This window comes from Massilia frigida, assembly GCF_011682175.1.
In the GTDB taxonomy this organism is placed as follows: domain Bacteria; phylum Pseudomonadota; class Gammaproteobacteria; order Burkholderiales; family Burkholderiaceae_D; genus Telluria_A; species Telluria_A frigida.
Genome location: NZ_WHJG01000004.1, coordinates 127,413 through 145,897, shown reverse-complemented (window position 1 = coordinate 145,897; position 18,485 = coordinate 127,413). Strand labels below are relative to the sequence as shown.

Annotated in this window: 24 protein-coding genes and 1 tRNA gene; 4 read left to right on the top strand and 21 right to left on the bottom strand. The window is 63.5% G+C overall.

Translation table 11 applies throughout. The annotated features are described in order from the left end of the window. Nucleotides 1-116: 116 nt before the first annotated feature. The 20 genes from F2P44_RS06000 to F2P44_RS05905 form a co-directional block, all read right to left on the bottom strand. Nucleotides 117-539 carry an ElaB/YgaM/YqjD family protein gene (locus tag F2P44_RS06000; protein ID WP_229423406.1) on the bottom strand — a complete coding sequence of 141 codons (423 nt, stop codon included), beginning with the start codon at nucleotides 537-539 and terminating at the stop codon, nucleotides 117-119. A gap of 262 nt (nucleotides 540-801) precedes the next feature. Next, nucleotides 802-1,092: a hypothetical protein gene (locus F2P44_RS05995; protein ID WP_229423405.1), complete on the bottom strand. Its 291-nt coding sequence runs from the start codon at nucleotides 1,090-1,092 to the stop codon at nucleotides 802-804. After that, nucleotides 1,089-1,454 carry a hypothetical protein gene (locus F2P44_RS05990; RefSeq protein WP_167085807.1) on the bottom strand — a complete coding sequence of 122 codons (366 nt, stop codon included), beginning with the start codon at nucleotides 1,452-1,454 and terminating at the stop codon, nucleotides 1,089-1,091. The genes F2P44_RS05995 and F2P44_RS05990 overlap by 4 nt, the downstream gene beginning before the upstream one ends. Further along, nucleotides 1,451-1,906, bottom strand: coding sequence for a lysozyme (locus tag F2P44_RS05985; RefSeq protein WP_167085806.1), 456 nt, complete (start codon nucleotides 1,904-1,906; stop codon nucleotides 1,451-1,453). Before F2P44_RS05985 ends, F2P44_RS05990 begins: the two co-directional genes overlap by 4 nt. Next, nucleotides 1,893-2,114 carry a DUF7940 domain-containing protein gene (locus F2P44_RS05980; protein ID WP_167085805.1) on the bottom strand — a complete coding sequence of 74 codons (222 nt, stop codon included), beginning with the start codon at nucleotides 2,112-2,114 and terminating at the stop codon, nucleotides 1,893-1,895. Before F2P44_RS05980 ends, F2P44_RS05985 begins: the two co-directional genes overlap by 14 nt. Continuing rightward, entirely contained in the window at nucleotides 2,111-2,392 is a 282-nt protein-coding gene (locus tag F2P44_RS05975; protein ID WP_167085804.1) for a hypothetical protein, read from the bottom strand. Before F2P44_RS05975 ends, F2P44_RS05980 begins: the two co-directional genes overlap by 4 nt. 96 nt (nucleotides 2,393-2,488) lie before the next feature. After that, nucleotides 2,489-3,151 (bottom strand): hypothetical protein, encoded by a 663-nt coding sequence (locus F2P44_RS05970; protein ID WP_167085803.1) that lies wholly within the window; start codon nucleotides 3,149-3,151, stop codon nucleotides 2,489-2,491. Nucleotides 3,152-3,153: 2 nt separating this feature from the next. Next, the gene (locus F2P44_RS05965; protein WP_167085802.1) at nucleotides 3,154-3,960 is read right to left on the bottom strand and encodes a hypothetical protein; all 807 of its coding nucleotides are present in this window, start codon (nucleotides 3,958-3,960) and stop codon (nucleotides 3,154-3,156) included. Then, nucleotides 3,957-4,871, bottom strand: a complete 915-nt coding sequence (locus tag F2P44_RS05960) for a hypothetical protein (protein ID WP_167085801.1) — start codon at nucleotides 4,869-4,871, stop codon at nucleotides 3,957-3,959. The genes F2P44_RS05965 and F2P44_RS05960 overlap by 4 nt, the downstream gene beginning before the upstream one ends. Next, on the bottom strand, nucleotides 4,868-10,294 hold the full coding sequence (locus tag F2P44_RS05955) for a hypothetical protein (protein ID WP_167085800.1): 5,427 nt from the start codon (nucleotides 10,292-10,294) through the stop codon (nucleotides 4,868-4,870). The genes F2P44_RS05960 and F2P44_RS05955 overlap by 4 nt, the downstream gene beginning before the upstream one ends. A 34-nt stretch (nucleotides 10,295-10,328) precedes the next feature. Further along, nucleotides 10,329-10,592, bottom strand: a complete 264-nt coding sequence (locus tag F2P44_RS05950; RefSeq protein ID WP_229423404.1) for a DUF1799 domain-containing protein — start codon at nucleotides 10,590-10,592, stop codon at nucleotides 10,329-10,331. Between the two features lie 47 nt (nucleotides 10,593-10,639). Beyond that, nucleotides 10,640-11,005 carry a phage tail assembly chaperone gene (locus F2P44_RS05945; protein WP_167085799.1) on the bottom strand — a complete coding sequence of 122 codons (366 nt, stop codon included), beginning with the start codon at nucleotides 11,003-11,005 and terminating at the stop codon, nucleotides 10,640-10,642. Between the two features lie 87 nt (nucleotides 11,006-11,092). Next, the gene (locus tag F2P44_RS05940) at nucleotides 11,093-11,737 is read right to left on the bottom strand and encodes a phage tail protein (RefSeq protein WP_167085798.1); all 645 of its coding nucleotides are present in this window, start codon (nucleotides 11,735-11,737) and stop codon (nucleotides 11,093-11,095) included. Nucleotides 11,738-11,859: 122 nt separating this feature from the next. Then, complete coding sequence (gene gp17 / locus F2P44_RS05935; RefSeq protein WP_267877585.1) at nucleotides 11,860-12,195, bottom strand: tail completion protein gp17; 336 nt, start codon at nucleotides 12,193-12,195, stop codon at nucleotides 11,860-11,862. A 173-nt stretch (nucleotides 12,196-12,368) separates the two neighbouring features. After that, a complete protein-coding gene (locus tag F2P44_RS05930; RefSeq protein ID WP_167085796.1) occupies nucleotides 12,369-12,716 on the bottom strand; it encodes a hypothetical protein in 348 nt (115 codons plus the stop codon). Nucleotides 12,717-12,821: 105 nt separating this feature from the next. Beyond that, complete coding sequence (locus tag F2P44_RS05925; RefSeq protein WP_167085795.1) at nucleotides 12,822-14,168, bottom strand: replicative DNA helicase; 1,347 nt, start codon at nucleotides 14,166-14,168, stop codon at nucleotides 12,822-12,824. Then, nucleotides 14,165-15,016, bottom strand: a complete 852-nt coding sequence (locus tag F2P44_RS05920) for a hypothetical protein (protein WP_167085794.1) — start codon at nucleotides 15,014-15,016, stop codon at nucleotides 14,165-14,167. The genes F2P44_RS05925 and F2P44_RS05920 overlap by 4 nt, the downstream gene beginning before the upstream one ends. A 41-nt stretch (nucleotides 15,017-15,057) precedes the next feature. Continuing rightward, complete coding sequence (locus F2P44_RS05915) at nucleotides 15,058-15,405, bottom strand: hypothetical protein (RefSeq protein WP_167085793.1); 348 nt, start codon at nucleotides 15,403-15,405, stop codon at nucleotides 15,058-15,060. Further along, nucleotides 15,402-15,587, bottom strand: a complete 186-nt coding sequence (locus F2P44_RS05910; protein ID WP_166873514.1) for a hypothetical protein — start codon at nucleotides 15,585-15,587, stop codon at nucleotides 15,402-15,404. Before F2P44_RS05910 ends, F2P44_RS05915 begins: the two co-directional genes overlap by 4 nt. A gap of 114 nt (nucleotides 15,588-15,701) precedes the next feature. After that, complete coding sequence (locus F2P44_RS05905) at nucleotides 15,702-15,935, bottom strand: helix-turn-helix domain-containing protein (RefSeq protein WP_167085792.1); 234 nt, start codon at nucleotides 15,933-15,935, stop codon at nucleotides 15,702-15,704. A 51-nt stretch (nucleotides 15,936-15,986) separates the two neighbouring features. On the opposite strand from F2P44_RS05905, the gene F2P44_RS05900 reads away from it, so the two are divergent. The 4 genes from F2P44_RS05900 (at nucleotide 15,987) to F2P44_RS05885 (ending at nucleotide 18,260) form a co-directional block, all read left to right on the top strand. After that, on the top strand, nucleotides 15,987-16,814 hold the full coding sequence (locus F2P44_RS05900) for a LexA family transcriptional regulator (RefSeq protein ID WP_308609986.1): 828 nt from the start codon (nucleotides 15,987-15,989) through the stop codon (nucleotides 16,812-16,814). Between the two features lie 215 nt (nucleotides 16,815-17,029). Continuing rightward, on the top strand, nucleotides 17,030-17,323 hold the full coding sequence (locus F2P44_RS05895) for a hypothetical protein (protein ID WP_167085790.1): 294 nt from the start codon (nucleotides 17,030-17,032) through the stop codon (nucleotides 17,321-17,323). A gap of 23 nt (nucleotides 17,324-17,346) precedes the next feature. Continuing rightward, the gene (locus F2P44_RS05890; protein ID WP_167085789.1) at nucleotides 17,347-17,547 is read left to right on the top strand and encodes a hypothetical protein; all 201 of its coding nucleotides are present in this window, start codon (nucleotides 17,347-17,349) and stop codon (nucleotides 17,545-17,547) included. A 128-nt stretch (nucleotides 17,548-17,675) separates the two neighbouring features. After that, nucleotides 17,676-18,260 (top strand): hypothetical protein, encoded by a 585-nt coding sequence (locus F2P44_RS05885; protein ID WP_167085788.1) that lies wholly within the window; start codon nucleotides 17,676-17,678, stop codon nucleotides 18,258-18,260. A 93-nt stretch (nucleotides 18,261-18,353) separates the two neighbouring features. Here the strand turns inward: F2P44_RS05885 and F2P44_RS05880 are convergent. Continuing rightward, nucleotides 18,354-18,429 (bottom strand) — tRNA-Thr (locus tag F2P44_RS05880). Nucleotides 18,430-18,485: the final 56 nt, after the last annotated feature.

The following is an 18,485-nucleotide window of genomic DNA, read 5'->3' as shown; positions in this document are numbered from 1 at the left end:
TGCAACACCACCGGCATGGGCACGGTAGCGACACGATCAAAACGGGAGTGTGGGGACGTACGGGCTTGACCCGGGCGGCGTGCGCCGTCCGGGCCATGCCAGCGCACGAGCGCTGATTAGTGACGACGGCCCAGCAGTTTCGAGAGCGTATAGCCGACACCGAGGGCGACCAGGACCGAGGTCGCCGGGCTGGTGCGAACATAGTCGCGGCCGGTTTCTGCGAAGTTTTTATAGGCGTCGGTCAGCTGGCGCGCTTTTTCATCCATGCGGCCGGTGACGCCGTTCAGGGCGCCGCTGACTTTGTCGACGCCGGCGTGCGCGCTGGAAGCGAGGCGGTCGACCACAGGCTGGGCAGCCTCGGCTGCCTTGTCGATGGTGTTGTGCAGCTCGCTCGCGCTCTTGCTCAGATCACTGCCTTTATTATCGCTACCTTGGTTGCCATCGCTGCGGCCAGCGCCCAGATCCTTGCCCATGCTGCTGCCCGAACCTTCGTTACCCATATTGCTTGCGTTGCCGCCATTCGATTTCTGATTGTCCATGATCCATTCCTCTAAAAGTTTTATACCAGCGCGGGTGGTGGCGCTTTGGATGACGCCGAATACAAAAAATATAACGATTACTCGTCGTTCACCGTGCGCTGACTAACAGAGTTGCAATGCATGCCAGAAGGCATCGTTTTAGAGGGAGGATGCGGGACGCCTTGCGCTGCCTCAAACGTGCGTTATTGACGCAGGTCGGCGCAGGCTTAAGATGGTGCGGATGCGGTGGCAGGCGGGCGCGGGATGGCCGCAAGCCGGCCGCTTACAGGCAGGCTACCATGGCGGCTTCGAGTGCACTCTCGTACTTGAGGTGCAGCGGCAGGTCGCGCGCGATGGCCAGCACCTTTTCGCCGTCGCTGGCGTCCGGCATGAGGGTTTGGGTAGCGAACAGCGGGCGCGCCGGCAACGCGACTATGCAGGGCGAGCGCACCGGCACGCGGACGGTGTGCATCGCCTGCGTTGCGGTGCCGCATCCGGCCAGCGCGATCGGCACCCCCGTCAGCATCGCCAGTGCAAGCAGGCGCGTGCCAGCAGGAAAGGAAGGTGAACTCATCGGATGGACTCCAGGATCATGTTGACGGCAGGCATGGCTTCGGTGCAGGTAGTGGCCCTGGCAGTGCGCACCTGCGCCAGCGCCTGGTCGAAACGCTTGCCTTGGGCAGCGGCGACTTGCTGGGCAGCCAGTCCGCGCAGGTCGGCGGCTGCTTTCTGCTCGGCCAGTTCCGCCAGCGCGCTATTTTGCTGGTCGAGCGCCGCACCGCAGGCGGCACGCTTGTCGCGTTCGGCCGACAGCTCGGCACGGGCGAGGTCGCGCTCGCGCCGCGCCAGGAACCAGCCGGTGCCGCTGGCCACGCAGGCGATGCCCAGCACCAGCAGCAGGACCGCCGCGATGGGTTTCCACAAGAGCGCGTTCATGGCAAGGCCCCGAGGCACATCGCCTGCTCGGTGGCGCGGCGCCTGGTCAGGCCAGGCAAGACGATACCCTTCGCCCGGTTCCAGCGTGGAAATTCGTTGCAGGCGCCGAGTGCATCGCCGGCATTCATCTTGCGCGCCAGCGTGGAGCCGCATAAGTTTTCCTGCCCGACGTTGTAGGCGAACGAGACCAGCGCGGCGCGCCGGTAATCGCCCAGGGGCGCGCGGATGCAGGCGTCGACCGCGCGGTTGGCAATGGCCAGCGAGTCGGCCAGCATGGCCTGGCACTGCGCGGGCGTGGCGCGCTGGCCGAGGCGCACGCCCTTCGTTTCGCCGAAGCAGATGGTGGGAATGCCGACCGGATCGGCATAGGCGGCCAGGCGCAAGCCCTCGAAGCCGCCGACCATCGTCACCGCGATCGCGCACCAGCCGGCACGCTGCTTAATGCTGGCCATCGCGCAGTTCCTCCTGCGCCATCAGGCGCGCCACGAAGGCCAGCACCGACACCAGCGCACCGATGCCGGCGAACACGCCGTTCGGCACGCCCGCTGGCTGGGCGATGGCGATATACACTTCGGCGGCGCCGAGCAGGCCGGCGGCGGCGGTGAATTTCAGGCTCCAGGCTTTGGCGAGCACGGCGCGCCAGTCATCGAGCAGGATCATTTGCGCGCCCGTTCCAGCGCATCGACACGCAGCTTGAGGTTGTCGGTGGTGCGGTCGAAGTTGAACATGCGTTCACGCATGGCCTCGGTCTTCTCGTCGCGATCGTCGAGCCGCTTTTCCATCTTGGCGCTGGTGCCGGCGATCTGTTCGAGCTTGTTGGACTGGCCGGCAACCGTCCACAGGGTGAGGCATAGCAGGGAAAGTATGGTTGACGCGGAGGTCAGCAACCAGGTGAGGGGAATGCGCATATCAACGATGCGTTGTGGACTATTGGTCATGGAATTGATCCGGTTGAATTAGCGCGCGCGGCGGCGGGAGGCAAACGCAGTCGATTGCAGGAGCAGTCATGGAAAGCGCAGCAATATGGCTAGCCGTTAAAAATAGTAGGTGAAGCTGATAGACCCGCCAGGGGGTACTGTGAACGCATATCCGTAACCCGGTGAAACCCCCATGGCGCCGTAAACGACCGGATTGGCCCCACCGCCAAGGCCACCCGGGAAGCTGATGCCAAATGCCACGGTCGCCTGCCCGGTCGTTGCCGGATACGGTGTTTCCCACCGCAGAGTCAGGCCCCCATTACTCGAAATCGGCCCACTGCTGCTTGCTGAGCCAGAGGCGGTCCATACCGCGCTACCTGGTATCACAGGCTCTGTGACAGTAATCACGGTGCCAGGATAGATGCCGTAGCTAAATCCCGGCGTGGTCCATTGAGAAATGGCAACACCTGAATAAGTGCTGTTCCCGGCATTCAGTGCGTTCACCGCCGCGTTTGCGTATGGCGCGAGTTGCTCCCAACGAGCGATCCCCGCTGTTGGGCCTGAACCAGAAGTGGTCTGCACAATGGCGACAATCGAGTTTGGATCAGTACGATAAGAACCTCCTCCCGGGACGCCATCACCACCTTTTCCAGTCAATGATTCCAGGCGTGTCGTTGTCAACGGGGCGTACCACGTCCCGCTGCTGGTGAATGTCTGGGTCACGAGCGTACGTGAGCGCTTCCCGTAGAACAAGGCACGTTGCGCATCGATCGGTGTCATGCTCAACCCCGCTGAACGGAAATGATCAGCGTGGTGCCGCCGTCGCGCGTCGATACCATCACATAATCGGTGCCGCTCCCCTGCCAGTTGATATTTGCCGCGCCGGCCGTCGGCTGGAGCACGCCATCGTTGCGGATGAAGCGCGCGCCGGCAGGCCAGGCTGGTGTACCGCCGAGGCCGATGTTCACCAGCTCCAGAAACTGCACCGCCTGCTTCCCGGCGGCGGGCCAGTTGGTAAAACTCAGTGTCTTTGCGCCCGAGGCCGGCGCCACGCGCTGGGTGCCACCATTGGCGTAATTGACTGCGGTACTTGCTCCATTGTCGTAGAACACCATCGAGCGCATCAGCTCCTGCAGGTCGCTCAGCGTCGCAATGGTTCCGCTGACCGCCGGTGCCGTCAGCGTCACGGTCGAGCCGGCCGGGATCAGCATGTCGCACTCGATCTTGAGCTGCTTGGTCGGATCGGTGCTGCCCTTGACCACCGGATTAGCATCGGAAAAGGCGGCAGCCTGGCCGATGGTGCCGGCCGAGGCCAGCGCATTGGCGGCGCTGGTGGCGGCGTTGACCGCACTGGTGTCGGCGCTGCTCGCACTGCCAGCGGCGTCCGCGGCCTTTTTCGTCGCGGTCTCGGCAGACGTGGCCGCGTTGATGGCGGCCTTGCTGGCGATGTCCTGTCTGCCGCTCAGGTCGGTCGCCAGCGCATTGATCTCCGTGGTGAAGTTGGGGATGCTGGTGGCGAAGTAGGTGTCGCAGTCGGCACGAAATGTCGGCGCGGTGCGGTCCAGTGGTGGAATGGCAGTGATCGTCATTGGGAAAGTCCTTCAATTTCAAGGTTGCAAAGGTGGTGGTGCGGATAGGCCACCACCATCGAAAAGTCTTTGTAGAAGCCGTAATTAATCATCGGTTCGAAACCGATCTGGTCGGTGCCGATGTAGATGCAGGGAATCGCGCGCAGTGCCGCCAGCGAGCGGAACAGCTTGTTGAATTCGGACGCCTCGGTCACCACCTGCAAGGTGCCGCGTTTGCTGAAGGCGCCTTCGACCACATCGAAGTTGCCGAACCGGTCTTTCTCCTTGCGGCTGTAGTCGATGATGCCGACGGTCGAGCCGCCCGTGGTGCGCCCGATCGCCAGCACTTGCCCCACTTGCAGCACGCCGACCGCCACGCCGGTGGTGCCCTTGAGCTGCACGCTCAGTTCGCCCGCCGAGTAATGCTGCGGCAAGTCGGTCAGCACGAAGTCGCTCAGCTGCTCGTAGTCCAGGAAGAACCAGTCGTAGACGCTGGTGATCAAGGTGCCGTCCAGATTGATGGTGCGGTTGTAGACCACCTTGCCGCCTGGCGCATCGCGCAGCGTGACGATCGCTTCGCGCCCGATCAGCTCCAGCATGCCCAGGCCAGAAATACCGCCCGGCCGCATCACCACCGTCAGGCTGGCGCCGGCCTTGGTGGTGGTGCCGATCTTGCGGTCGAACATCGCCCACTTGTTGGTCGGTCCGGCCGGCAGCCAGTTGACGCTATCGTTCTCCGGCAAGGTAGCGCTGGCGCCGGCGGCGACGCGTTCATATTTCATGTGGGTGGTGGTGCGGATCACCACGGCGCCGGCGCCGTAGCTGGTGGCCGGATTCCACACCGTCTCGCCCACATCCGGTTCGGCCACGCTGCTGCTGGTGAGCATCGCGCCGCTGATGGTGGTCGGTTTAATGACCTTCATTCCGCTCATGCGGTCTCCTTTGTTTTCAGTACGTCATCGACAATCAATCGGCTCAGCATCGACACCAGCTTGGCGGTATGAGTGGCCGTGGCGCGCGTTTCGGCGCGCAGCGCCTCCACCTCGGCCTGCAGCCTCTGGGCATCCGGATTGGCACCCGCGCCGCCTTGCAAGCCCCAGTTTTGCGGCACTTGCATCGGCGGCTGATACGCGCCCGCCTTCGGCATGCCGCCCTGCGCGTTCGGCGCGGCGGCGGGGCCTGCCTGCGGCGCATTCAAGCCCATCGTGGCGCCGAGCAGCGCGCCGGTGACGGCCAGGCTGGCCGCCGTCTGTGCGCGCACCCGCTGCAGTTCGAGCAGCGAGGTCGCGTTCGCTTCGGTCAGCTCGATCAGTTTCTGCGACAGGCTCGGCAGCATCTTGCTCGCGTCCATGTCGCCCGAGCGCGCCTGCGCGGTGGCGACGGTGAAGGCCGACTGGGCGCGCGCCACCGAGTTCACCGAGGCGTCATCGATCGAGCCGCGCAGCCGCTTGACCTCGTCCAAGATGGCGTCGGTGACCGACTTCCAGGCATCGCGCAACTGTTCCGCTGCGCGCTGGGCTTCTTCGGCCAGGCGTTTCTGGTCCGCCAGGCGCACCTCCTCGGCCTGGCGCGTGGCCTGCGCCTGCTGCTCCGCCAGCTTCATGGCGGCCAGCTTGTCGTACAGGTCGATGGTCTCCTGCTTCATGCCTTTGGTGTCCTCGGCGCGCAATTGGTCCGGCGTCATGCGTGCCCTGAGCATGCTGTCGATCTGGTCCTGGATGACCTTGTTGGCCGATTTCAGGGCATCGGCCGCGGCCGACGATTGCTTGAGCACTGCCAGGGAGTCATACAGCTTCACCGTGGTCTGGTCCATCCCAGCGATTTCACGGTCGCGCACCTGCACGAGCGTCATGCTCGCTTTCTCGTAGGTGTCGATCTGGTCCTGAATGCTCTTGTTGGCCGATTTCAGCGCATCGGCCGCGGTCGCCGACTGCTTGAGCGCTGCCAGGGAGTCGTACAGCTCCACCGTGCTCTTGTCCATCCCGGCGATTTCACGCTCACGCACCTGCGTGGGCGTCATGCTTGCTCGTTCGTAGGTGTCGATCTGATCCTGAATGCCCTGGCTGATCTTGGCGAGCTTCTCGGCGTCGGCAAACATCTTCTTGTTCGCCGCATCGGCGATGCGCCCGTTCTGCACCTGGTCGAACAGATCCCTGTTGCTCGGATCGATCAGCTCAGCGTCTTTGGCACGCTGTTTTATACGCTGCTTGTCGCTATACGCGGCAGGCGTCATCGTCAGTTCATCGATCTGATCATTCAACCCATCGCGCTCGGCCTTGATGTCGTCCGGCGTGCGCAGCTTGTCGGCGATTTTCTGGGCCGCCGGATGCAGTTGGGCGAACGCTTCCTGGATGTTCATCAGGCCGGCGTAAGCCTTGGCACCGGCCTCGGTGGTCAGGTCCAGGCCCCCCACCAGTTCTCCCGTCGCATCGCGCGTGCCGAGGATCGCTTCCTTGAACTGGTCGCGGGTCTTGATCTGGGACATGCCAAGGCTATCGAGCGCCGCCTCGACCGTCTTGGCGACCGGCGCCAGGCGTTCCGATTCGGTCAGGTAATTCTGGCCGAAGAAGGCGATATCCTTGCCGAATGATTCCATGCCGCCACTGAGGTCGAGCAAGCGCTGGCGCGCTTCCAGCGAACCCATGCCGACCGCCCCAAAGGCGTCCCCCACCGAGGCCAGAGCGGCATCGATGGCGACGAATTCAGTCGCGATGCGCTGCAGCGTCGCCGCCGCCGTTTCGCCATCCCTGCCCAGGCCTGCAATCGTGGGCAGCAGCAAGGTGGCCAGCTCGTTGCCGATGTCGCCGAACAGGGACACGATCAATTCCTTGTTCTTGGCCTCGTCGCTGGTGAGGGCGAGCTTGATCGACTTGGTGTAGCTGTCGATCTGCGTCGCCTCAATGCCCAACTGCGCGCCAAAGCCTTTCACGGCCGCCATCAGGTTCTTGATCGTGCCGTCGAAGGTGCTTTCACTGGCGGCGTCGAGCGCCCCATCCTTCGTGTAGCGCTTGCTTTTGCGCAAGATGCCGCCTTTTTCGAGGATGTCCTGGTACGTCTTCCCATCGAACCCGGACGCGCCGAACGTGCCTTCGATGCCGAAGTCTTTCACCTCGGGGTTCTTGCGGCCGAAGAGGCGCGACACGGTGGAGGCGCCCGAAAGCATATTGGCCGTGGTGTTGTCAAACCCGAGTTTTTGCAGCCCCTTGTTCAGGTGCAGCATTGGCGCATTGAAAGGTGCCACCGGGCCCACCGAGCTGATCGACCCGTTCTGCGCATCCCAGCCCTTCGCATAGAGCGATTTCGACAACGCCATGCCCGCGGCAATCCAGCCCGCGATGGACATGGTGCCATTAGAGGCGCTTAAGCCGCCGCCCGTGGTGGGAGTTGGGGTGCCGCTAGTGACTGGCTCCGTAGCGCCAGGGATCACATGGTGGCCCACAGGCGGCGTGGAAACCGCAGGAGTCCCGCGCAACGTCGTGAAGAACGTTTTCCCCATGTTGACCAAGCCGCCCCCGCTGGACGCCGCTGCGGAAAACGCTTTGTAGATCGACTGTCCGGCGCTGGAAAAATCAAAGCCGCCCGTCCCACCTGAGCCGGGGCCACCGACCATATTGCCGACCATTTGCAGCACGATCGGCTTGATGAACATTTTGTAGATCTGGTCCGCGACAGTGGTCTTGAACGTGGAGACCAGCGACTTCGTAAACGACTTCCAGCCCTCTTTGCCGTTGATCAGCGTATCGGTGAATCCCTTGTGGAAGAGCTCTTCATATTGCTGAACAGTCTTCTTCCACTCCTCGATCATCGGCTTGGCCGACTGGTTTTTGTACCACTGGTCGAACTGCGTTTGCAGCTTTTTCTGCGCATCGGTGCCTTCACCGGCCAGCGCGATCCGCTCGCGCCAGGTGTCGGCCTCGATTTCCAGCAGGGCGGCGGCACGCTCGCGCTCATCGAGAATCGACTCGACCGCGAAGCGCTGGTTTTCGCCGGCCAAGGTGCTTGCATAGGCGAGCGCCTTGGTCTGCGCCAGCGTCGCTGTTTCGATCTCGTCGCGCAAGTCCTTTTCCCGACGCATCCGTTCGAGCATGTCGTCGGTGATCGGCTTGTCTTCCTTGCGCATGTCCGTCAGCTTTTTCTGCAGCTCGGCTTCCGAGCGCACCGCCACATTGGCCAGCTCGCGCGCATCGCTCGATTTGCCGTACATGCTGTATTCCAGCGCAAGCGATTTTGTCGAGGCCACCCGGGCCGCCGTGCTCTGCTCGATGTAGTCGCCCACATCCTTTTCCGCCGCACGCAACTTGAGCAGCTTTTCCTTCGCGCCAAGCTCGGCCAGTTGCGCCTTGACCAATTCCATCTGCTTATCGGTCAACACGACCGTGCCAACAGCACGATCCTGTCGCAGTTTGAGCAGCAGCTTCTCGCTTTCGGTCGCGTTCTCGCTGGTTTTCAGCTCCAGTTCGCTTGCCGCGATCCTGTCGCGGATGGATGCCGTTATCTTGCTGTAATCGCTCGCCTCTGTCGACTTGCCGGTCTTGACAACCGGTGCCGGCACTTGCGGCTTTGGCTCGGATCCGCCGGAGGTGGGCTCGACAATTTTTCCCTTGAGCCGCTCGAATTGCATCATCTCGTCGATCCGCGCCTGGGTCGATGTCTTGCGCGCCTCGTACGCCTCGGTCTCCGCTGCAGCGGACTTGAGCGCGCTGGCGGCATTGGCGTGGTGCTCGGCGCCCGTTGCGCGCAAGGAATTTGCATACTCGCGCACTTCGCCCGCGATGCGCTTCGCTCCCATCTTGCCCAGCCCGTTAGCGATCCAGTCGCCAAAACTGGCAAAGGATACCGACATGTTGCCGAGGGAATATGACCAGGCAGTTTCCAGGTAAAGAAAAGCCTTCTTGCTGTTGGAAGAAATATAGTCGAATCCGACCAGAACATCCCCCACGAAAGCCAGGGCGGCAATGCGCACGATCTCGAATTCCTCGCGCAGCCAGGTACCGATCTGCCATGCGCCGAATGCGGTGAGAACCTCGACTGCGGCGACCTGGAGTTTGTCCAGCCAAGCGCTGGCCGATTCGGTCGACTCCGCGACATCGCCCAGGTTCTTGTCCAGCGTCGACCACAAGCCGCCGTTGGTGCTGATTGCGGCCGAGGAGTCAGTAAATAGACCCGTCAGTGCGGACAAGCCCTTGCCCGCCATGCCGCACAGCGCGGGCGCGGCGCCAAACGCGGTGGCAAAGCCAGCCGCGATCTTGGTCGCTGCGACCAGCGCGGATACCAGGATCTCGACGCCAACGGCAAACAGCCGGGCACCCGCGCCTGCGACTTTCAGAAACGTCTTGAATTCCTCGCTGGAGGCCAGCTCATTCACCTTCTCCAACAGCCTGTTCAGCGACGGCAGCAGATTCTCGGCCACCGACGTGCCCAGTTCGCCGAGGTGTACCTGCAGCTTGCCCATGTTCTGGTTGAACGCCGTCGCCGCGGCGGCGGACGCTTCGCTCGTTCCGGAAAACTTGCCGATATGCTCGACCACATCGTTCAGATAAGGCTTGAGCTTGGCGCCGGATATGCCCAGCAAGTCTTGCTGGAGCACCGTCTTGGCGACGCTCTCGGAATAGCCCTGCAGCTTGGTGGTCGCCTCGATCAGCACCTCGGCCGGGTCGCGCAGTTCACCCGACGCCTCCGTGGCCGACACACCCAATCGCTTGAGCGCATCCTTGACCTTGTCCGCGCCCTCGCCCACCCCGCCCATATTGCCCGCCAGGCGAGACAGCACGCGGTCGACTTCGCCGAATTCCTGGCCCGTCATTTGCGCTACCTTCTGCATGCGCGAGAGCGTCTCGACCGACGCGCCGGTGCGCTGCGCCATGTCGTCCAGGTCGGCCAGGCCGGTGATCGCGGCATTGATGCCCTCGACCATCGCCTCGAACGAGACCTTCTCAAGCAGGCTGACACCCAAGCCGATCAGCGATGCCTTGGCCTTGCCGAGCACGCCATCGAGAAAGGACGTGGCTTGCGCGGCGCCGTTCAACTGCACCAGCAGCGGCGCGGCCGCCGCGCTGACCGCCAGCAGGGCTTCGGCGCACAGTTCGCTGGCGCTGGTAACCTCGCCAAGCTTGCCGGCGAAGTCCGCCATCGACGCGCTCTGTTTTTCCACCGCGTCGGAAACGGTCCCGGCGCCCGCCGAGAACGCGGCCGCGGCGGCCTGGGCATCCTCGCCCAGCTTGCCCATGCCGTCGCCATCGCCAAGGTTCTCGAGGTTGCGGCCGGTCCTGGCCAGCGCCTCGTCGATCCTCTTCAGACCCGCTTCCACCTGGCTCGTGTCGAGCTTGATGGTGGTATTGTTCGTGATGTCCGGCATGGGAAGTCCAAATAAAAATGCCGCCCGAAGGCGGCTAGGTTTTTGCGAAAATACAGTTCAGTGCGGCCACTTCCATGATCTGGATGTCGCACTCGAGCTGGTCGTACTCGTCCGGGCTCAAGCCCATCCGGTCCATCTTGCGGAACAGCACACCGTAGTCCAGGCCGGTCGGCCCGGCCATCCCGATGCGCCACTGCGTGCGCATGAACTGAAACAGCGAGAACGCTGCCAGGTTGTCCGGCCAGGGCGTGACCGCTTCGCCTGCAAAGTCCTGCGCCGTCAGCCCGGCCGCCTCCAACTCGTCGGCGGTCGGGGCTGTGCGGTACAGGTGCTCTGCAAGCGCGATCAGTTTTTTGCGCGCGCGCCCGTCAGTTCGCCGAAGTAGGCGCCGATAACGGCCTGGGCCGCGCCCATGTAACGCTGCACCAGCTTGTCGAGCGAGACGGCGTCGAACGGATCGTCCAGGTCCCAGCCGCTGGCGATGTCGAGCAGCACGTCGGTATCCTTGGGACCGTCGCCCTTGGTGCCGTCGTCGGCATCGGCGCTTGCTTTCAGGCTTTCGGTGAAGGCCTTGAATTCGTCGCGCGTGCGGTGCTTGAAGGTAAACATGATGTCAGCTTCGCCGCCGCCGGGAATCGTGATCGTCACCGGCGCCTTGAAGGTCGGCGCGACGTTCAGGGAGAATTTTTGTTTGGCGTTTGTCTTGGTCATTTTTTGCTTTCAGAGAGAAAAAGACCCCCAGGGATCAAGCCGGGGGCGTAAAAGACCCGCCAGAGCGGGCCACAGACAACAAGGTGTTTAAGCGATGTAACGGACCGGACGGCCTTGCAGTGCCATGCCGGCCTTGACGGCCATCAGGCTGCCCTTGGTCAGCGATGGCGTCTCGTCGAAGGCGAACACGCCGTTGTAGAGAATGAAGCCGCCAGCCGGCAGGGTGGCGCGCAGCGCCGTCGGGTTACGCGCTTGCGACGCGTTCTTCAACGCCTGGTAGCCGGCCAGCGACGGATCGTCGGCGATTTCCAGGGCCAGCGATTGGGCCGACGTGGTGGTCGGAATCTGGCTGTCGAAGTCCTGCTCCAGGAAAGAGTAGGTCTGGTACTGCGGCTCGCCGCCCGAGCTGGTGCAACCCATGATCTGGGTGATCTGGGTCCAGCTATTGATCTTGCGGATCGTGCCCACGCCCGAACCGATCGGGAACAGCGAGGTGGACGTGGTGTCCAGTCCTTCGGCCACGATGGTGGTCGGGGTCGGCGCCTTGACGCGGAACACGCGGCCATTCGCGCGGCTCCAGCCGGAGCTGAACTCGACGTAGTCGCCGGCGACCAGGGCATTGGCCACCGTCAGGACGGCTTCGGCGCCGTTGCTTGCCGCGGTAACGGCGATGGGTGCGGCATACGCAGTTGCCAGAGCGAGAACGATGCCATTAGGGAGAGATACGGCCAAGATAGTGCCTTTCCGGTCGATGTCGACCGATATAGTTGACCCGTGAGGGCATGAAAAAACCGCCTCGTGGGCGGTCGGTTGTGACCCTTGCGGGCAAAGTGCTGGCGCCCTGCGGCGCCGTGTCAGACGAATATCTCGAATTCCTGCAGCATGACGGGTATCTGGGTCGCGCTGTCGATGATGGCGCTGCGGCCGGTGAGCACCGTCGTTTGCAGGGCCGTGGCGGCGCGCAGGGCGTCTTCCACCTTCTTGCCCACGTCAGCGGCGTCCGCGCGCCCGCTGCCCCATACGGAGACCTCCACGCGCACGATCTCCTTGGCAGGGATGGTCCCGTCCAGGAACGTGATGGGCGTGCCGCCAGCGGCGCGCAAAGTGATGAACGGCCGCACCGCGCCGGAGGGGGCGACGTCCAAATAGACGCGTCCCGCGGTCAGGGGCCAGAGCACCGCCGATACCATCGCTTCCATGCCCATGATTTACCTGTCGATCCGTGTTGTGGTTCAAAAACGCGGCGCCGAAAAGCGCGCGCGCAAACGAAAAAGCCCGCTGTCCTTGCGGAGCGGGCCTTGTGCGTCAGGGTGATTTTACTGCCGTCGCTTCTGACGCAGAAATCACATCTAACACCACCATACTAATGGAAGAAGCGGCGCGTGGCAATGTGATTTCTCATTTTTGGCGTGAGGATTTGTTCGGCGCGCGCCAGTGCATCAGGCAGCGACAAATCGGGAAAACGCCACACCGTGGCCACCCCGCGCGCCTTGCGCACAGCCCACCATTCCACGCGCGGCAGGTCGTTGATCATGACCTCGACCGCTTCGCCGGCGCGCATGAAATCCTTGGTGTCCTGCGGATGGCCCCAGCCTTGCGAAACCTGGTTGTCCTTGAGCGCGATCCAGCGCGTCCAGACCGACATGGCATGCTCGAACGGCGACGCCGGCTGTTGTGCCACGGGGGCCGTGTGCTTGGATTGAACGATCATGCTGCACTCCTCATATATATGTGTGGGCGGGCCCGCCGCCGCGCCATGCGGGGCGTGCGGGCCTGGTAGGTGGTTTGCCGGCGGCTGTGACGTGCATGCAGCCGCTTAATCGAAACCGCGCAGGTGTGGAGCGGCGCCGGCGTCGCTCTGGTATGGCGCCTGCCATGCGTGCTGCAGATCCTCGAACCTGGTCTGGCTGCCGATGTAATGCAGCCCGACCGTGCCGGTGGCGCCCTGGCGCTGCTTGCCGGCGATGACCTCGCACACGCCGCGCTCGCGCGTGAGCGGGTTGTACATCTCGTCGCGGTACAGGAACAGGACGTTGGCCGCATCCTGCTCGATCGATCCCGACATCGCCAGGTCGGCCATGATGGGACGCCGGTTCTGGCGCTTCTCGCAGTCGCGGTTCAGCTGCGCCAGCAGCAGCACGGCGCAATCGAGTTCCTTCGACAGCGCCACCGCGCCGCGCGTGTGTTCGCCGATGTCGTAGGCCTTGTTCTCGTTGCTGCCGCCGCTGATGAAACTGAGCTGGTCGATCACCAGCAGATCGAGGCCGTGGCGGCGCTTGACGGCGCGCGCCTTGGCGCGGATCTCCAGCATCGACAGGCTGCTCGCATCGTCCACGTACAGGTTCAGTTCTCCGTTCGCCGCGCACGCCGCCGCTACCTTGCCCCAGGTGGCGGCGTCGCCCGCGTGCGGATTGCGCAGCCACGCCACCGGGATGCCGCCCAGCGCCGCGATATTGCGGTCGCTGATCTGGGTGCGGTTCATTTCCATCGACAGGAACAGGGCCGCTCCCTCGCGCGCCACGTTGCGCGCCATGGCCAGGCCCATGGCCGTCTTGCCCATGCCGGGGCGCGCCGCCAGCACCGACAGGGTGCCGCGTTCCAGGCCGCCGTCGAGCTGGCGGTCAAGGTCGCGAAAGCCGGTCGGTACCGCGCGCACCAGGCCATCCATGCGCCGGGTCAGCAGTTCGACATAGCCGCCCAGCAGCTCGGCGCTGTGCAGCGGCGCGCCCTCTTCCTTGTTCAGAGCCAGCGCATCGAGCTTGTGCGCCATGCGGTCGAGCACCACGCGCGCCGGTTCGAGCGCGCCGTTGGCCTCCGTCTGCGCTTCCATCCCGAAGGCGTCGAGCGCGCGCAGCATGGCGCGGTCGCGCACGATCGCGGCGTGCATGGCGACGTTGGCCGCGCTGGCGGCAGAGGCCTGCAGCGCAAACAGATAAGGCAGGCAATCGGCCACGCGCTCCTTGAGCGTATCGGCCAGGGTGATGGCGTCGGCGCGTTTGTTGTCCATCACCTGGCGCACCATTTCGGCGTAGATCAGGCGATGGTCGGCGCGGTAAAAATCGTGTTCGAGCAGGGTCGCAATCTTGTCGAGCGCCGCGTTGTCGACCAGGATGGCGCCCAGCACGGCCTGTTCGGCAGTGATGCTGAAAAGGGGCCGGCTCAAGCGCCCGCCTCGTGCTGGCGCCGGGCCTGCAAGCCGCTGGTGGTCAGGGCGTAAGCGCCGTCGGGCTGGATGTACCACAGGCGGAACCAGTTGCCCCTGACCGATTTGGCGAACACGGTGGGCCACGATTTGTACTGCTTCGCGCCGTCCAGGCTATAGCGCTCCTTGAATTCGAGCCACTGCAGGCGCAGGAAGTCGGTCGGCACGCCCACCTTGGCCGCGTAGTCGAACACCGCGTCGTCGGCGCGGATCGGCTTGTCGTCGGCCAGCTTGCATTGCTCAAGGTAGGCCGCGAGCGAGACGGCACCCGACGCGCGCCGTTTGGCCGGCGTTGCAACAAGCGGACTTGAAGAAACCGCCGGGGTTGGGGGAAGGCTGTTTACATCTTCTCTTCTCTTCTCTTCTTTAGCTAACGCGGCACTAACGGCGGCGGCGTTAGCGTCGCCGCCATCATCGGCCAGTGCCGTCGCGACGGCGCCGCCGGCCTGTGTTCTGGCGCGTACGCCGGCGGCATGACTGGCCACGCGGCGCGCGGTGGTGGCGCGGTTCTTGGCCGAGGAACCGTTATGTTCGTCGAAGCGCAGCAGGGTGATGCCGCCTTCGGTATCATCGATCCAGCACACTGCCAGCAGCGCCGCGCCAAAGCCGTCGATGCCGGTCTTGCGGTCGATGCCAGCCATGCTCAGACCCGGCATGTGACCGCTGCGGGTATGCTCGTCGGCCGTGGCCCACAGCCAGTACAGCGCGCCGACCACCGTCGCTTCGGCCTTGCCGGTCAGGTCGCACAGCCTGGACACGCGCGGATCGCTCCACAGATTGGTGCGCATCTTGATCCATTCTCCTGCCATTGATTACCTCCGTTGCGGATGACCGCGTTTCAGAACCGCTATCAGATAGCGCTATGGTTGGTATGCTGTCCCGCCGGACCGAACAGGGCGGCGACCAGCGGATCGCGGAAAGGATGGCCCTTCCATTCGGCCGCCAGGACGTGCAGGAGCGGGTGCGGGTCGTGTTCGGCGGCGGCCTGCCCATTGGCGGCGGCCTTGTACACCATGCGCGCGCGCCGGGTGCGCGGATCACGCGCGATAGCACCTTCGCGAAACAGCAGGAGGCATTGCTGGCGCACCAGTTCGGCGTCCACGCCCAGCCGCTGCGCCAGCGGAATCACTTGCGTGGGGCCGTCCGCCAGGGCGCTGACGATGCTGGCGCGCAGTGCATCGATCCAGAGGGCTCTCATGCTGTCCTCCAGTAGCTGTCGATGGCGTCGGCCAGGGCGTCGCCATCGAGGCGGTGGCGCAGCTGCATCAGCTCGGCGGTGACGCCGCGCAGGGCGAAGGTGGCATTGCGGCTGTCGCGCCAGGCACATGCCATGGCGAGCACCTGGCGTGCCTCGTGATTGAGTTCCGGTAGAACAGTCATGTGTTTTCCTTGATGAAGTGAGCGCCACTGGCGCGGACGTGGGGGTACAGCCGCCATCGCTGCTGGCGATGGCGCTGGGCTTGGGGTGAAACCGGGTAAAACGGAACAGCCGGATCAGGCCCGGCGGGCGTCTCCGTGCGCGCGGCCGTGCGACGACGCATACACATCGTTGTGGCTGATCGTGCAGCCCACGGACGCCGCGTAGCGGATCAGCCGGGCCGCCACGTCGGGCGGCATGGATTGCCCGCGCTCGTAGTTGGAAACATTGCCCTGAGAAACATTGATCCCCTTCGCCATCACGGCTTGGGTAACGCCGAGCCGGGCCCGGATGTGTGCGATTGAGTTCATAGGCACTATATTAGTCCTACTAATGATGTTTGTCAACAGTCGGACTAATTGATGTTTATTAGTTTTCCTTATATTGTGCGAGCTATGCCAGCCCTCCCCCTAAACCAACACGAGCTCGCGGAAGCAGCGCAGCTCAAGCAACTCTTCATTGAGTGGCAACACGCGCGCCGCAGCCAAGGGCTGCCGGCGTCCCAGGAAGCAGCCGCCAACCAGCTGGAGTTCGGCCAGAGCGCCTTGAACCAATATCTCAACGGGAAGATCCCCTTGAATATCGACGTCGCCATCAAGTTCTCCAAACTGCTGGGCGTGCCGATCTCGGCGTTCAGCTCGACGCTGGCGTCCCATGCCGATGACTTTGCCGCCGCCAAGGATGCGATAGCCATGGCGCAGGCGCGCGAGCATGATTTCGGCATCGTCGGCAAGCGCGTCACGGTCGATGCGCAGCAGGCCGAGCACATCCCCATCAAGAAGGTCAGCCTGACGCTGCGCGCCGGCGTGATGGGCTTCGAGGCGTCGCAGGAGGATCCGTCCGACAGCACGATCGACCTGCCGCGCCGCTTCATCGAGGAAAACGACCTGGTGCCGCAATGCTTGCTGGCCATCAGCGTCAAGGGTGACAGCATGTGGCCGCTGATGATCGAAGGCGATGTGGTGGTCATCAATATTGCCGATACCAAGCCCATCAACAACGAGTTTTACGCCGTCAATTTCGAGGGCGAAGCCGTGGTCAAGCGCCTCGTGCGCGACGGCCGCGAGTGGTATCTGGCATCCATGAATCCGGATCCGGCCTACCACCGGCGTGCTTGCCGCGGCGGCGACTGCATCATCGTCGGACGCGTGGTGCGGCAGGAAGCGCGCACGCTGATGGGCCGCGTCTGAGGCCAACAAGCAAGCCTGCCCCGAGCGCCCTGCCTGTTTCCGCAACCCCAACCCGCCGTGTGCGGGGTTTCTGTTTTATGCTCAAACAAACAACACTTTGGCGAAATATATCAGTTGGACTATTGACAATATTCATTAGTAAGACTAATATATCACCTGTCTCAACGATATGGGGAGCGCGCTGAATGACGGTAATGCAAACAATGTGGCATGGTATGAAATTGACGATGTTTGTCGGCGAAGGCTTCGATGAAGAGCTGACGCAACTGGCGGCGACGCGGGTCGATTGCCTGATGGCCGGCAACCAGGTGGTGAAAGTGACCTGTCCCCAGGGCGCCGACTTCATCGGCCATGATGGCACCCGTTTGCACCGGCCCGGAGGGTGGAATGCGACCGAGCTGTGCGACCTGGCGCGGCTGGCGGCGCACATCCGCGACGCGATGGACGAACACCTGTCCGCGCGCGCCGACCGCCTCGCGCATGACCGTGCCATGGCGATGTTTGCATGATTCAACCCTGCGAGCGGGGAAACATGGCCCTGCGCAGTCTGATCCGGCACGCCGATGCCCTGACGGGTCCGGATGTATGGGATAGCGGCTACTTTCGCGGGCAGATCAGCACCATCGAAGGCTATTTGCAACCCGACCCTGAACTGCTGCGGCGCGCCAAGGCCAGTATCGACCTGCTGGCGGCGCGTGCTGCGCGTACCTTTCCGTCCATGCAACAGCGCTGAGACCTCCTGTCGCTACTATTTTTCTCCATGGACAGCCTTTAGCCGGGCTGGCGACACCCGCCGGCGGCGCTTGCGCCACCTCAAACGCGCGCGCTTGACGCACCCATGGGCGACGCTATGATGGACCAATGAACGGCCTATCACGCGAAGAGATCGAAGCACGTCTGGCAGCCCAAAAAGGCTGGACGGAAGCGCGCGTCTCGGCAATCGACATGGATGTAAAAACGCTGATCATGTGCATGGACGAGCGCGATGCCCGGATGGCCGAACGCGACCAACGGGAAGCGGAGCGGCGGGCCGAACGCGACCGCCTGGAAGCCGAATGGCGAGCTGAACAACGAGCCGAGCGCGCGCGCCTCGAGGCTGAGCGCCGCCAACAGCAAATTGAGCGCGACCGCCTTGAGGCGGAGCGGCGCGCGGAATTTGAAAAACGGCTGGACGTGCGTTTCGCCCATATCGAGCAAACCGGAACCAAGATCAAAGCCGACATGAAAGACCTCAAGAAGACAGTCATCATCACCGCCATCACCGCGACGATGGCGACGGTCTTCGGAGTCGCCGCCTTCAACGCGACCTTACTGTCGGGCATGATCACCAGTTTTGAATCGGGGAAAAGTGCCACCCGCGCCCAAGGCGGGAAAACGTTCTTCCGGATTCCCTTCGGCAGTGCGATCAAGCTCGCGCCGACACTTCACGCCCTCGTGCCCCGGTGAGGCATCGCAGCGAATTACCCGCCGCGGCAAAAGAACGAGAAAAAACCCGCTACGCCGGTAAGGCGTGCGGGTTCTGACTTGCTGCTATGTACTTGGTGCCGATTGCCGGAATCGAACTGGCGACCTTCACATTACGAATGTGCTGCTCTACCAACTGAGCTAAATCGGCGAAGACGCGTATTCTAGCAAAGAACGCTGCAAAATTGCTAGTGCGAATGCGCGTTC

What these genes read in the sequence shown, in the direction of transcription:
- F2P44_RS05885 (WP_167085788.1), top strand. Translation starts at nt 17,676, where the DNA reads ATGAACGGCCTATCACGCGAAGAGATCGAAGCACGTCTGGCAGCCCAA.
- F2P44_RS05955 (WP_167085800.1), bottom strand. Translation starts at nt 10,294, where the DNA reads ATGCCGGACATCACGAACAATACCACCATCAAGCTCGACACGAGCCAG.
- F2P44_RS05890 (WP_167085789.1), top strand. Translation starts at nt 17,347, where the DNA reads ATGGCCCTGCGCAGTCTGATCCGGCACGCCGATGCCCTGACGGGTCCG.
- F2P44_RS05990 (WP_167085807.1), bottom strand. Translation starts at nt 1,454, where the DNA reads ATGAACGCGCTCTTGTGGAAACCCATCGCGGCGGTCCTGCTGCTGGTG.
- F2P44_RS06000 (WP_229423406.1), bottom strand. Translation starts at nt 539, where the DNA reads ATGGACAATCAGAAATCGAATGGCGGCAACGCAAGCAATATGGGTAAC.
- F2P44_RS05910 (WP_166873514.1), bottom strand. Translation starts at nt 15,587, where the DNA reads ATGACTGTTCTACCGGAACTCAATCACGAGGCACGCCAGGTGCTCGCC.
- gp17 (WP_267877585.1), bottom strand. Translation starts at nt 12,195, where the DNA reads ATGGTATCGGCGGTGCTCTGGCCCCTGACCGCGGGACGCGTCTATTTG.
- F2P44_RS05900 (WP_308609986.1), top strand. Translation starts at nt 15,987, where the DNA reads ATGTTTATTAGTTTTCCTTATATTGTGCGAGCTATGCCAGCCCTCCCC.
- F2P44_RS05985 (WP_167085806.1), bottom strand. Translation starts at nt 1,906, where the DNA reads ATGGCCAGCATTAAGCAGCGTGCCGGCTGGTGCGCGATCGCGGTGACG.
- F2P44_RS05945 (WP_167085799.1), bottom strand. Translation starts at nt 11,005, where the DNA reads ATGACCAAGACAAACGCCAAACAAAAATTCTCCCTGAACGTCGCGCCG.
- F2P44_RS05920 (WP_167085794.1), bottom strand. Translation starts at nt 15,016, where the DNA reads ATGGCAGGAGAATGGATCAAGATGCGCACCAATCTGTGGAGCGATCCG.
- F2P44_RS05930 (WP_167085796.1), bottom strand. Translation starts at nt 12,716, where the DNA reads ATGATCGTTCAATCCAAGCACACGGCCCCCGTGGCACAACAGCCGGCG.
- F2P44_RS05975 (WP_167085804.1), bottom strand. Translation starts at nt 2,392, where the DNA reads ATGACCAATAGTCCACAACGCATCGTTGATATGCGCATTCCCCTCACC.
- F2P44_RS05960 (WP_167085801.1), bottom strand. Translation starts at nt 4,871, where the DNA reads ATGAGCGGAATGAAGGTCATTAAACCGACCACCATCAGCGGCGCGATG.
- F2P44_RS05980 (WP_167085805.1), bottom strand. Translation starts at nt 2,114, where the DNA reads ATGATCCTGCTCGATGACTGGCGCGCCGTGCTCGCCAAAGCCTGGAGC.
- F2P44_RS05970 (WP_167085803.1), bottom strand. Translation starts at nt 3,151, where the DNA reads ATGACACCGATCGATGCGCAACGTGCCTTGTTCTACGGGAAGCGCTCA.
- F2P44_RS05905 (WP_167085792.1), bottom strand. Translation starts at nt 15,935, where the DNA reads ATGAACTCAATCGCACACATCCGGGCCCGGCTCGGCGTTACCCAAGCC.
- F2P44_RS05995 (WP_229423405.1), bottom strand. Translation starts at nt 1,092, where the DNA reads ATGAGTTCACCTTCCTTTCCTGCTGGCACGCGCCTGCTTGCACTGGCG.
- F2P44_RS05895 (WP_167085790.1), top strand. Translation starts at nt 17,030, where the DNA reads ATGAAATTGACGATGTTTGTCGGCGAAGGCTTCGATGAAGAGCTGACG.
- F2P44_RS05965 (WP_167085802.1), bottom strand. Translation starts at nt 3,960, where the DNA reads ATGACGATCACTGCCATTCCACCACTGGACCGCACCGCGCCGACATTT.
- F2P44_RS05915 (WP_167085793.1), bottom strand. Translation starts at nt 15,405, where the DNA reads ATGAGAGCCCTCTGGATCGATGCACTGCGCGCCAGCATCGTCAGCGCC.